This window comes from Francisella marina (assembly GCF_008369785.1).
GTDB lineage: Bacteria > Pseudomonadota > Gammaproteobacteria > Francisellales > Francisellaceae > Francisella > Francisella salimarina.
This window is the reverse complement of the sequence record NZ_CP043552.1, coordinates 1,287,705-1,300,129: the sequence shown is the minus strand read 5'-3', so window position 1 is coordinate 1,300,129 and position 12,425 is coordinate 1,287,705. Positions and strand designations below refer to the sequence as shown.

Below are 12,425 nucleotides of genomic sequence, written 5' to 3'. Positions count from 1 at the left end.
ACCATAGAATCTAAAGAAGAGCTTGATAATGGCATTTGTGTATATTCTAGAGAGTAAATGTAATGGAACACTTTATATAGGTGTAACATCAAGTTTAATCAAAAGAGTTTACGAGCATAAGCAGGGTTATTCTGATGGTTTTACGAAAAAATATGATGTCAAAAAGCTAGTATATTATGAGCAGTTTAACAATATAACAGACGCTATTTATCGTGAGAAAAGATTAAAAACTTGGCAAAGAAAATGGAAACTAGACTTAATAAATAAGTTTAATCCTAGGTGGTCAGATTTGTATGCTAGTATTTTAGCATAGTGGATTTAATTTCACATTTTGGTTTTTGGATACTACGGTCGGAGCCGTAGTATGACGACTAGTGGATATATATTAAGACTTAGTGAAAAAGTTGTCATTCTACGACTTGATTGTAGAATCTAAAGAAAGGTTTAGCAATGGCATTTGTGTATATTCTAGCGAGTAAATGTAATGGAACGCTACATCGGCGCGTAACACTTGGCCAAATAATATGAAAAATTACAGAGGTAAAAAATGCGATATGTAGTGATACTGATAATATTGATTATTCTAGCTTTACTTTTTTTGTAGAGGAGTAGATAGATGTCTAAATTTTTAAAGTATATCCTCATTATTGCAATACTGATAATTACAGTGTCATTTGTTATAAGTAAGAAAGATAATGAGATAGTTCCGACAGTTGTTAGCGTTCAAAAAGTCGGTGAATTATCTACATTAAAAGTCACAGTCAGTGGTAATTCTTTATATGTCTCTGATAATGGTACATTAGTAGAAAATACTGCTAAATATAGCTACAAAGCATCTGCTACTTTATCAACGAATATTGATGAATCTGATATCAAAATTGATGCTAAAGATAAAACTATAACACTAAGAGTTAAACCACCCAAAGTAACATCCGTTACAATAGATTTTGATAAAACTAAGCAATTAAGTAGGCAAGCATATACATTTAAGGTATTGCCTAGATTAGGCGTTATAAATACTGATCCTGATAATCATCTGGCAAATATCGCATATAAAGAAGTTCAAAAACTTACAGATAATGAAGCTTCATCAAAAGAGCATATTGAAGAGGCGAAAAATAAGTTTGTTAGTTTGATGAATAAACAGTATCAACCACTAGGATGGAAAGTAGTAGTGGATTGGGTGGGGTAATTTTGAAACTCTTAAGGCAGAATTCCCTAGTTTTAAGCTAAAAATATCAACAATAGATTTACATTTAAAAAGTAATGATGCTAGCTATAAAGATTCTATTAGTCTTTGAAAGAAAAATTTCAAAACATTCTAGAAGATAAAAATCCTTAAAGAATAGTGTCTGTATTAAACCTGTCTAAAGGTCGAACTAAAAATTTTTAGCTTACTCAAAATTAATTTGGTTTGTGAAAATTAAATATTCAAATTACTTCTGTGTATTTAGTTTTTATATATAATTAGATTTTTAGTTTAATTTTTGAGGTTTCAGTTGTATAAGTTACTTACAAAACATAATTATTCTATACCAATTTGTAGTATTTTTTTGACTATAACATTAGGTAGTTGTGCTGCGCATATGGCTATGCCAATAGAGCTAGAAAATGACTCAACTAAAATATCTGTAGAAGGACGAGCTTTTTCTAACTTTAGTGGTGAGTTTAATTTTGGTAAATATCATGTTACTAACATTCATAGAGGATGGACTAAGCGTAGTGATGTAACTATATTAGGTTATGGCTCATCTAAAGTAGAGCAAAAATATCAATTTTCAATTGATGAGTCTGGCGATAATCTATGGATAGTAGAGTGTGTATCTGATGCAAGCTGGAATCATGCGACACTGGGTGAGTTTTTTGGAGGTAAAATAAGTCTAGAGTCGTCTTATGATCCGCAATTAGTTTGTAAGGTAATAGGGAACAATAATACTGAAGTGGCAGCAATTATTATGTCACAATCTTATGATTCTATTACGTTACAAGGAGATGTAACAGATGGTAAAACAAATATTGATATCTCAGGTGTAGATAAATTCTCTACAAGCTCTTTGTCAATGGGGCAGGCAATGGGTTATGTATTCTCATTAAACGAGAATCCTATTGGAGCAGTAGAAGTTATAAATAGTGGTAATGTTTGGATTAGTGAATCGACCAATCAAGAAGAGAAATCATTAATATCTGTTACGTCAGCAGCTATGCTACTATACCAAGATATAAAAAAGGGCTCATCTTAAAATAAGTACTTAAATAAAATAATAAATAGACACTTTCCTTTGTTCCAAGTTTGTCTCAAGATCAGACCAAGAGCTTTGAATATTGATGACTAAATAAAGATTTATCTTTTACCTTGCTAGAAGTTTTATAATAATTTCTAACACCTAAAATCGGCACAAAAACCTCAATATAGAATGTTAATATTCCAGCTAATGACATTGCAATTAAAAACATATTTTGAGAAAGACTCATTAAAACTAGTGGTGGCAAATAAGTGCATATTAAGACCTTAATGTAAGCATTTTGTCCAAAAGCATCTTTTAGCGCATCGATTACACCTATTGAGATACAACAGAAAGAGCCTATCATAGATATTAATTGAAAAGCGCTTAACATATTACTAATAGTGTATGACTGAGTAAAAAAGCTAATACTATTATTAAAAGCTATAAGCTGATTTTTACTATTATAAATACTCATCATTCCGTGACTACCTTCTGCTGGTATTGTAAAGAATATTGCCAAAATCCATGCTATATAAATCAGTGCTATGACTGTCGTACTAAAGATAAGCAAGAAAACAAAAGATTTAAAAGAAATACGATTATCATAAAACTTTACTAAACTTGGGATAATAAAGTGATAACCAAAAGCATTAAATAATACAAATAAGAATGAAAATGCTCCTATTGATTGAATAGGATAGTTATCAATGCTAAGAGTAATTTTGCTTGTAGAATAAAAAATTAGAAATATAGCTATGATGATAAGAGAGAGTTTAGCTACGACAAATATAACATTACTCTTGATTATAATTCTAGAGTTATAAGTTGTAATTCCACCTAGTATAAATACTAGAATTACACCAGATAATAAGTAACTTAAATTACTGTTTTGTGCAAAGTATAAGCTTACGGATGAACTAATGCCAGATATGTAAGTTGTCAGTGTTAAATATAATATTAATAGATAACCTCCAAAAACAGTAACCTTAGCTCCTTTAAAGTTTAAGAATTTGGTAGATAGCGAGAAATATGTATTGTGCTTAACTGGGAGGTTATAAGATATCTTTAATATACATAATCCTGTAAATGTCATTATTAACCATACTAAACATATTGCCAATAAGCTTCCCACAAATCCTAAGTTAACAGCAGCTATAGGTAAACCTATGATGCCACCACCTATAGTCGAACCAATAATCAAAAATACACCTATAAACTGCTTCATATTTCATTATTTTGAATAATTATTCATATATGATAGTTTAAAAACATCTATTTTGAAACATTTTTTATCATGGAAGTGAGATTTTTATTATTTTTTTGAATAAAAATTCACAAATCAGTTAAGTTTATTAGATGCTACCTACCGTGATAATTTAGTCTTATAGACTATTGTAAATTTGTCCTAAAATGCAAAATACTCTCCAAATGGGTTGGTTCAAAGTTATTACTTTGATTGGATTTTTGTACTATACTTATTAGCAAGATTAAAAGTAGATTTTTATAATGAAGTATTATAAGCATATAGATGGTCTTAGAGCACTAGCAGTGTTAGCTGTAGTGTTATTCCATTTAAATATTAGTTGGATTAAGTCAGGCTTTCTTGGAGTTGACATATTTTTTGTTATTTCAGGGTTTCTAATAACTAGTATTATTATTCGTGATTTAGAAAATAAGACTTTTTCTATCAAGAACTTTTATCTAAGAAGAATGAGGCGTATTTTGCCTGCATTAATTGTGGTGCTTATATTTTCGACAATTTTTGCATGGTTAATTTTATTACCTCAAGATTTAAGAGATTATTCTAAGTCGTTAGTTAGTGCTTTAGGATCATTTTCAAATTTATATTTCTTTCATTCACTAAGTTTTGGCTACTTTAGTACCGACTCAGAATTGATACCTCTATTGCATACTTGGTCTCTAGGGATCGAAGAGCAGTTTTATATTTTTTGGCCATTATTTTTGATAGCCGCTTTTAGTATTCCTGTTAAGCTAAAAAACCGAGTTGAGATGTCTATACATCATAAACTATTGTATGGTTGTATAATTTTGACCATTTTATCATTGGTTTCTTTGATATTTTTAAATGGCTCAGAGTATTACTACTTTCCAGTTACAAGAGCATTTGAGTTATTGTTTGGCTGTTTTTTGGCGATATATTCAGTTAATAAAGAAATTACTCTAAGTAAGTTGACCGCAAATATCTTAGGATTAATATCTGTTGTATTGATGCTAGTACCTATACTCTTTGTAAAAGTATTTTATCCAGGTTTGGGTATGATAGAGGCTTGTCTTGGTGCTGCTTTATTTATATATGTGGGCTTAAATAATAATGTCTCTTTCATACACAGAGTTTTCTCACTTAAACCATTGATTGCGATTGGTTTAATATCGTACTCATTATATTTATGGCATTGGCCGATAATTGCTTATGTTAATTATCTGAGTATTGATAGTACTTACCTTATTAAGGCTATTATTCTTATCGTTAGTTTTTGCTTAGCTACACTGACTTATTTCTTAGTAGAGAAACCTTTTAGATATAAGTTTAAGATGCCATTTTCTAAAACATTAATTGTATTATGGATAATCCCAGTATTACTAGCATCTTCATTTGCCTTATGTACTAAATATATCAAAAACTTTGCTGTTAATATTCCACCGCCGATTGTAGATCTTCGTAAATTAAATGGTATTTATGGTTTTGAGAGAGTTGATGAGAATAAATGTTTTTTACAAAACTCATCTCCAGAGTTTACATCAAAAATGCTGCCTCCGGAAAGTAAATGTTTAATAGGTGATGCTTCACAAGATAAAGATACAAATATACTATTTATTGGTGATTCTCATGCTCGTGCAGAGTTTCCAATGTTGGGGGTATGGTTATCAAATATTCATAAAAGTGCTTATTTAGTATCTCAAAGAAGTACTCCTTTTATAGAAAATCTTCCTAATACAGAATTAGGAGTATCAATGATTGATAGAAACAATGCGTTGAAAGACTTAATAAGAAAGCAGTCTTTTAAATATGTTGTTTTGGGTGGTGATTGGTCTGAGAAAAGTAATCAACCTTACATCTCAGGCATTGAAGAATCTATAAAATTGATAATAAAAAATCATGCCGTTCCAGTAGTAATACTGGATACACCAAAATTACCAAAAGGTTTTAATAACTATTGTATTGTTTCAACAGCTAAGTTTATTTTATTGTTTGATCCTCATCATTGTGAATTACCTTTGGAGTATGTGCAAAAACAACAAGAAAAGTTTATTAAACTGATTTATAAGCTTAAAGCCAAGTATCCTGAAATGGTGTTGATAAATCCTAAAAAGGTCTTATGTAATGATAGTTATTGTAAGACCTCTCTAAATGGTATACCTGTATATTTAGATGGTCACCACCTAAATTACTTAGGTTCTCAAGAGATAGCTAAAGAGTATCTTAAAAAGTATGGTAATCCTTTAGCGCCTATAATTAAGTAAAGTTAGGAAATGTAGTTTTTAGTATGAAATCACAATTTATACAATACAATGACTCAAATAATGAGGTGCTATATCAAAGGTGCAAACCTATAAATGATATTCAAAGTTCTGAAATACAAAATATCATAGCTGAAATGTATGAAAAAATGCAAGGCAATGGTATAGGACTTGCGGCTAATCAAATTGGCTATCCTTATCAAATATTTATGATAGAGTTTGATAGTTCTAATGCAAGATATCCATTAAGTTTTGATAGTGTTCCTTTTCAAGTTTTTATAAATCCTAAAATTACAAAAGTGTCTGAGAAACGAGTTAGTTTTTGGCATGGCTGTTTAAGTGCCTTAGGAGAAAAAAGAGGTAAGCTAGCAACATATAAAGAGATTGAGTATGAAGCATATAACCAGCATGGTAAGAAAATTACGGGTAAGTTAGATTCCATAGCTGCGGTAATATTTCAACATGAGTTCAATCATCTGCTTGGTTCTGTGTATGTTGATTTTGATACTGAATATATGGATAACGAAGAGCTTCAATCAAGACTTGCTAGCGGAGAAATCAACGCTTATGAAGACTGTGGTGATGAAATACCATTGATCATAGATGATTATGTTATCGGTAACGATATTTAGGAAGTGCCTGTTTTTTGACAAAACTCTTAAATATAGAGTTGACATAATAATTAATGAGAGTATTATATCACGCATTGACGATAATAGCAGTCTGGAACCACCTGATCCCATTCCGAACTCAGAAGTGAAACGGTCTTACGCCAATGATAGTCTGGCAATGCCCAGGTGAAAGTAGGTAATCGTCAAATCTTTTTCAACTTTTTATCTTTTTTTCAAAATATTTTAAGTTTTTTTCCGAAGGAAGTTTAAATATAGCTGACCGAAGTTAGTTTTCAAGTTAGTTATGTATAGACTCGTTATATAGCTTTATGTGTCCAGTTGTGTGGGGGGCGGATCAACATAAACCTTCTAAATCAAAACCTAACTAAGCCAGCCATATTTAGAACAACAAATTAGATATTATTGATGCTGTTACTATGTAAGCTATAGTTAGTCCACCTAAATATATTGGTAAAGCACAAAACTGAGATTTCAAATTTTTTCTCATATCTATTCACTTACATGTCTTTTTGTCAATGAGGCATATAATATAGCAATATAAATATTTCAACAATTAGTAAAAATTAACAAGGCTAATCAAATTTTGATAATTAGATATTTTTTTGATAAATTTGGCTATGGTTATTTGAAATGTTTTTAGTCCCTTAATATGTTATTATACATGGTAATTTTATTTGCAAAACAAAGCTTAAATGTTTAGAAGTCTTCCTCTTTTTATAGGGTTAAGATATATCCGTGCTAAGAAGCGTAATCGGTTTATATCTATTATTTCTGCTATATCTTTTTTGGGTATATCTTTGGGAGTTGCTGTATTAATTACAGTAATGTCTGTGATGAATGGTTTCGATCAACAAATCAAAAATAGAATTTTGATGATGGTACCACCTTTGAAAGTATATCAGATGGGTGGGCAAGTTACTGATTGGCCAAAATTAGCAAAAGATGTTGAGAAAAGTGCGCCAAGTGTTACAGCAGCAGCTCCTATCGTGGAGTCTCAAGGATTGTTAAGTGCAAATAATGGTGGTAGTACAACTGCTTTTGTACAGATACAAGGTATAGAACCAAAATATCAAACTAAGGTGTTACCAATTGGTGATCATATCATAGAAGGTAAGTTATCATCACTAGATGATAATGAGGGGTATAATATCGTTTTAGGTAGTGCTTTAGCAAATAGCTTAGGTGTTACCGTAGGAGATAAAGTTACTTTAATAGTCCCTAAAGTAAGCTTAACACCTGCTGGGATGATTCCTAGAATCAAGCAATTTAAAGTATCTGGTATATTCTCAGTAAGCTATCAATACGATGCTTATTATGCGATGATTAATATCAAAAATGCTCAAAAAGTATTTGAGACTGGTAATTCAGTATCATCTCTTCAATTAGGCCTAAAAAATATCTACGATGCACCTCTCGTGAAAAATAAACTTAATGATGGCGCTATACCTCCGTATTATTTCACTCGTGATTGGACTGATGAAAACAAATCTTTCTTTGATGCTTTAAAAATGGAAAAGACAATGATGTTCTTTATCCTGTTGCTAATAATTACAGTTGCTGTATTTAATTTATTATCATCTTTAGTGATGGTTGTGACTGATAAGCGAAGTGATATAGCTATTCTTAGAACAATGGGTATGTCATCAAGACAAATTATAACTGTGTTTATCTACCAAGGATTTATAATTGGTTTAATTGGTACAGTTATAGGAGTTCTATTGGGGATTTTACTGTCGACTTATGCTACAGAGATTGTTAATTTCATCCAGCATGTTACAGGGAAACAATTCTTGAGTGCTAGCGTATATCTGATTAATTATATCCCATCGGAACTTATGTGGTCAGATGTATTTAAGGTTACTTTAGTTTCTATGTTTTTAAGTTTCTTAGCGACACTTTATCCTGCTTGGAGTGCTTCTAAGGTTCAACCAGTGGAGGCGCTTAGATATGAGTAATGTAGTTTTAAGTTGTAAGAATGTCTCAAAAAGCTACACAGAATTTAAGACAGATATAGCTATACTAAAAAATGTAAACCTTGAAATTAATAAAGGAGAAAAGGTCGCTATATTGGGTCTATCAGGATCAGGTAAGACAACATTGCTAAATGTTTTGGGTGGACTAGATAAATGTAGCTCAGGTGAAGTAATGCTTATGGGCGAGAGATTTGATAATCAGTCTGTTAATAAGCGTGCAAAGATGCGAAATAAGCATTTAGGCTTTATCTATCAGTTACATCATTTATTGCCAGAGTTTACAGCTATTGAGAATGTAATGATTCCATTAGCTATTACCAAAAAATATACAAAAAAAGAGTCAATAAAGCTTGCTAATGAAATTCTAACAAAAGTTGGTTTAGAGCATAGGGCACATCACAAACCTGCCGAGCTTTCTGGTGGTGAGCGCCAAAGAGTTGCTATTGCGAGAGCTTTAGTTACCAATCCTAACTGTATCTTAGCAGATGAGCCTACAGGAAACTTAGATAGCCAAAGATCTGAGAGTATATTTGCTTTGATGCAGCAGCTTAGTGATGATTTTGGAACTAGTTTTGTAATTGTTACGCATGATGAGAGACTAGCTAGTCGTATGAATAAAATTTATAGATTAGTAGATGGTGAATTAGAATTAGTTGAACATACTAACTAATTTATTATTTACTGATTTTCATTAGCAAAAAATATTTTTATCTGACTCACTTTTAGTATACTGCATAAGTATATAGTCTATAAGTGGTAAAGCTAATGAAGACAATTGTATTTGTATATAAAGACTCTTTAAAATCCTATAAAGAAAAATTTTTACTAAAGATTGAAAAAGATCTACAAAGTTATGAATATCATACTTTAACAGTAGATGATTTATCTGAGGTTGTAGAGATTCTCGAAGATAATTCAAGAATATGTTGTATAGTCCTTGATAGAACTAGTTTTAGTATTGAAGCATTTCACAATATTGCGCATCTTAACACTAAATTACCAGTATTTGTCGTTTCTGATTATAGCCAAAGTATCAAACTCAATCTGCGTGATTTTAACTTAAATATTAACTTCTTACAGTATGATGCTTTAGCTGGTGAGGATTCTGATTTTATCCATAGAACTATCACAAACTACTTCAATGATATTTTGCCACCTTTAACTTATGAGCTGTTTAAATATTCCAAATCTTTTAACTCATCTTTCTGTACACCAGGACATCAAGGAGGTTATGGCTTTCAGCGTTCGGCAGTGGGCGCTTTATTCTATGACTTTTATGGCGAGAATATTTTTAAGACTGACTTATCTATTTCAATGAAAGAGCTAGGAAGTTTATTAGATCATTCGGAAGCTCACAAAGATGCAGAAGAGTATATTGCAAAAGTTTTCCAAGCTGATAGATCGTTGATTGTTACCAATGGGACATCAACAGCTAATAAGATAGTTGGTATGTATAGTGTTGCTGATGGCGATACAATTCTTGTAGATAGAAATTGCCATAAATCAGTTACACACCTAATGATGATGGTAGATGTTAATCCAATATATCTAAAACCAACAAGAAATGCTTATGGCATAATTGGAGGTATACCTAAAAAAGAATTTCAGCGCCAAACTATCCAAGAAAAAATTGATAATAGTAGCATTGCAGATAAATGGCCTGAATATGCTGTTGTCACAAATTCAACTTATGATGGTATTCTCTATAATACAGATACTATTCATTATGAACTAGATGTTAAAAAATTACATTTTGATAGTGCTTGGATACCTTATGCGATATTTCATCCAATCTATAAACATAAGTCTGCAATGCAGATTGAACCAAAGCCAGAGCATATAATTTTTGAGACACAATCTACTCACAAACTTCTAGCAGCTTTCAGCCAATCATCAATGTTGCACATAAAAGGTGATTATAACGATGAAGTTTTGAATGAAGCATATATGATGCATACTTCAACATCTCCTTTTTATCCAATAGTTGCTAGTGTTGAGACAGCAGCAGCAATGATGGAGGGCGAGCAGGGCTATAATCTTATTGACAAAACTATCAATCTAGCGATAGATTTTAGACGAGAGCTAGTTAAGCTTAGATCAGAAGCTGGTGATTGGTTCTTTGATGTTTGGCAACCTGATAATATTGCTAATAAAGAGGCTTGGCTACTAAGAAATGCTGATAAATGGCATGGATTTAAAAATATAGATGGTGATTTTTTATCACTAGATCCTATTAAGATAACAATCTTAACCCCAGGAATAAAAGATAACAATGTTGAGGACTGGGGCGTGCCAGCAGATATAGTAGCTAAGTTTTTAGACGAGCATGATATTGTAGTTGAGAAATCTGGACCTTATTCATTGTTATTTATCTTTAGTTTAGGTACTACAAAGGCAAAATCAGTAAGGCTAATATCGGTACTTAATAAATTCAAACAAATGTATGATGAAAATACATTAGTTGAGAAAATGCTACCAACATTATATGCTGAAGACCCTAAATTCTATGAAGATATGAGAGTTCAAGAAGTTAGTGAAAGGTTGCATCAGTATATGAAAGAGGCTAACCTTCCTAATCTTATGTATCATGCTTTTAATGTGCTACCAGAGCAGCGACTTAATCCTCATAGGGCATTTCAGAAGTTGCTAAAAGGTAGGGTCAAAAAAGTTCCTCTAGCAGAGCTATATCGACAGACTTCAGCTGTGATGATATTACCATATCCACCAGGTATACCAGTGATATTCCCCGGAGAAAAAGTAACAGAAGATTCTAAGGTAATATTAGACTTCTTATTGATGCTAGAAAAGATAGGATCAATGCTGCCAGGATTCGATACAGATATACATGGTCCAGAGAGAGCAAAAGATGGTAAATTATATATCAAAGTGATTGAAGAATAATATTAGATTTTTTTGAAATAAAACGCTTATATTCAGCTAAAAAAAAATGTATAGTGTTGCTTATCGAGTCTAATTTTAGGTGGAAAAATGCTTAAAACTCCTCTTTATGAATCGCACATAGCAGCAAATGCTAAAATGGTAGACTTCTCTGGATGGTCAATGCCAATTAATTATGGTTCACAAATTCAAGAGCACAATAATGTTAGAGAAAACTGTGGTGTATTTGATGTATCACATATGCTAGCAGTTGATATCCAAGGTAAAGATGCTGAAAAGTTTTTACGTCATATCTTAGCTAATGATGTTGCTAAACTAGAAGCGGGTAAAGCGCAGTATGGCTGTATGTTAAATCATGATGCAGGTATTGTTGACGATCTTATTACTTATAAAATTGATTCTGAAAATTTCAGAATTGTTGTCAATGCTGGTAATAGAGAGTCGGATGTAGCATGGTTTAAAGAAAACTCTCAGGACTTAGATGTTGCTATAACTCCACAACAAAGTTTAGCTATCGTTGCTGTACAAGGTCCAAAAGCAGTAGAGGTTGTCAAGCATACTGTGACTACTGAGATTGCAGAAGAAATAGCTAAATTGAAGCCTTTTACATTTAAGTTTTTTAGTAACTGGATGTTCGCTCGAACTGGTTATACTGGTGAAGATGGTTTTGAAATAATGCTGCCAGCAGATCAAGTAGCAGATTTTTGGGATAATTTATTAGAAAATGGTGCCGAACCAGTAGGTTTAGGTGCTCGAGATACTTTACGCTTAGAGGCAGGGATGCACTTATATGGGTCAGATATGAATACAACCACAACTCCTTTAGAGAGAGGGCTTGGTTGGAGTGTTGATCTCTCTGATGAGAGTAGAGATTTCATTGGTAAAAAAGCATATCTTGCGAAAAAATCACAGGGTATAGCTACCAAATGGACAGGGGTTGTTTTGAAGTCGAAAGGCGTGCTTAGAGCAGGTCAGGAGATTGATTTTGATAATGGTGAGAAAGGTTATATAACAAGTGGTAGCTTTTCACCTACTCTTAAAGTTGCAGTAGCATTAGCTTATGTACCTAAAGAGGGCGCTAATCCAGTCGTAAATATACGTGGTAAACAATTAGAAGTAGAATTAGTTAAGGCAAAGTTTGTCAAAAATGGACAATCTTTGATTTAAAACAATAAATATTTTCACAACAATAATTAATCGTAGTCAATACGGAGGTA

General features: G+C 31.9%; 10 protein-coding genes and 1 rRNA gene. 10 read left to right on the top strand and 1 reads right to left on the bottom strand.

What is annotated here, in order from left to right; genetic code table 11:
- The first annotated feature begins 28 nt into the window (after nt 1-28).
- The 3 genes from F0R75_RS06350 (at nt 29) to F0R75_RS06340 (ending at nt 2,240) form a co-directional block, all read left to right on the top strand.
- Complete coding sequence (locus F0R75_RS06350; protein WP_149367925.1) at nt 29-313, top strand: GIY-YIG nuclease family protein; 285 nt, start codon at nt 29-31, stop codon at nt 311-313.
- A 303-nt stretch (nt 314-616) separates the two neighbouring features.
- Nucleotides 617-1,192, top strand: coding sequence for a DUF4230 domain-containing protein (locus tag F0R75_RS06345; RefSeq protein ID WP_149367926.1), 576 nt, complete (start codon nt 617-619; stop codon nt 1,190-1,192).
- Nucleotides 1,193-1,553: 361 nt separating this feature from the next.
- Nucleotides 1,554-2,240 carry a hypothetical protein gene (locus F0R75_RS06340; protein WP_149367927.1) on the top strand — a complete coding sequence of 229 codons (687 nt, stop codon included), beginning with the start codon at nt 1,554-1,556 and terminating at the stop codon, nt 2,238-2,240.
- A gap of 61 nt (nt 2,241-2,301) precedes the next feature.
- Here the strand turns inward: F0R75_RS06340 and F0R75_RS06335 are convergent, their stop codons facing one another.
- Nucleotides 2,302-3,450 carry an aromatic amino acid transport family protein gene (locus F0R75_RS06335; protein WP_149367928.1) on the bottom strand — a complete coding sequence of 383 codons (1,149 nt, stop codon included), beginning with the start codon at nt 3,448-3,450 and terminating at the stop codon, nt 2,302-2,304.
- Between the two features lie 281 nt (nt 3,451-3,731).
- On the opposite strand from F0R75_RS06335, the gene F0R75_RS06330 reads away from it, so the two are divergent.
- The 7 genes from F0R75_RS06330 to gcvT all read left to right on the top strand — a co-directional run bounded on the left by F0R75_RS06330 (nt 3,732) and on the right by gcvT (nt 12,375).
- A complete protein-coding gene (locus tag F0R75_RS06330) occupies nt 3,732-5,708 on the top strand; it encodes an acyltransferase family protein (protein ID WP_149367929.1) in 1,977 nt (658 codons plus the stop codon).
- A gap of 23 nt (nt 5,709-5,731) precedes the next feature.
- Complete coding sequence (locus F0R75_RS06325) at nt 5,732-6,337, top strand: peptide deformylase (protein ID WP_149367930.1); 606 nt, start codon at nt 5,732-5,734, stop codon at nt 6,335-6,337.
- Nucleotides 6,338-6,410: 73 nt separating this feature from the next.
- Nucleotides 6,411-6,525: ribosomal RNA gene (gene rrf / locus F0R75_RS06320) — 5S ribosomal RNA — on the top strand.
- A 504-nt stretch (nt 6,526-7,029) separates the two neighbouring features.
- A complete protein-coding gene (locus F0R75_RS06315; protein WP_149367931.1) occupies nt 7,030-8,292 on the top strand; it encodes a lipoprotein-releasing ABC transporter permease subunit in 1,263 nt (420 codons plus the stop codon).
- Complete coding sequence (gene lolD, locus F0R75_RS06310; protein WP_146421004.1) at nt 8,285-8,980, top strand: lipoprotein-releasing ABC transporter ATP-binding protein LolD; 696 nt, start codon at nt 8,285-8,287, stop codon at nt 8,978-8,980. The genes F0R75_RS06315 and lolD overlap by 8 nt, the downstream gene beginning before the upstream one ends.
- A 95-nt stretch (nt 8,981-9,075) precedes the next feature.
- On the top strand, nt 9,076-11,211 hold the full coding sequence (locus tag F0R75_RS06305) for a lysine decarboxylase LdcC (RefSeq protein WP_149377239.1): 2,136 nt from the start codon (nt 9,076-9,078) through the stop codon (nt 11,209-11,211).
- Nucleotides 11,212-11,298: 87 nt separating this feature from the next.
- On the top strand, nt 11,299-12,375 hold the full coding sequence (gene gcvT / locus F0R75_RS06300) for a glycine cleavage system aminomethyltransferase GcvT (protein ID WP_149367933.1): 1,077 nt from the start codon (nt 11,299-11,301) through the stop codon (nt 12,373-12,375).
- Nucleotides 12,376-12,425: the final 50 nt, after the last annotated feature.

Coding starts and splice junctions, on each gene's coding strand:
- F0R75_RS06350 (WP_149367925.1), top strand. CDS start 29: ATGGCATTTGTGTATATTCTAGAGAGTAAATGTAATGGAACACTTTAT.
- F0R75_RS06345 (WP_149367926.1), top strand. CDS start 617: ATGTCTAAATTTTTAAAGTATATCCTCATTATTGCAATACTGATAATT.
- F0R75_RS06335 (WP_149367928.1), bottom strand. CDS start 3,450: ATGAAGCAGTTTATAGGTGTATTTTTGATTATTGGTTCGACTATAGGT.
- F0R75_RS06330 (WP_149367929.1), top strand. CDS start 3,732: ATGAAGTATTATAAGCATATAGATGGTCTTAGAGCACTAGCAGTGTTA.
- F0R75_RS06325 (WP_149367930.1), top strand. CDS start 5,732: ATGAAATCACAATTTATACAATACAATGACTCAAATAATGAGGTGCTA.
- F0R75_RS06315 (WP_149367931.1), top strand. CDS start 7,030: ATGTTTAGAAGTCTTCCTCTTTTTATAGGGTTAAGATATATCCGTGCT.
- lolD (WP_146421004.1), top strand. CDS start 8,285: ATGAGTAATGTAGTTTTAAGTTGTAAGAATGTCTCAAAAAGCTACACA.
- F0R75_RS06305 (WP_149377239.1), top strand. CDS start 9,076: ATGAAGACAATTGTATTTGTATATAAAGACTCTTTAAAATCCTATAAA.
- gcvT (WP_149367933.1), top strand. CDS start 11,299: ATGCTTAAAACTCCTCTTTATGAATCGCACATAGCAGCAAATGCTAAA.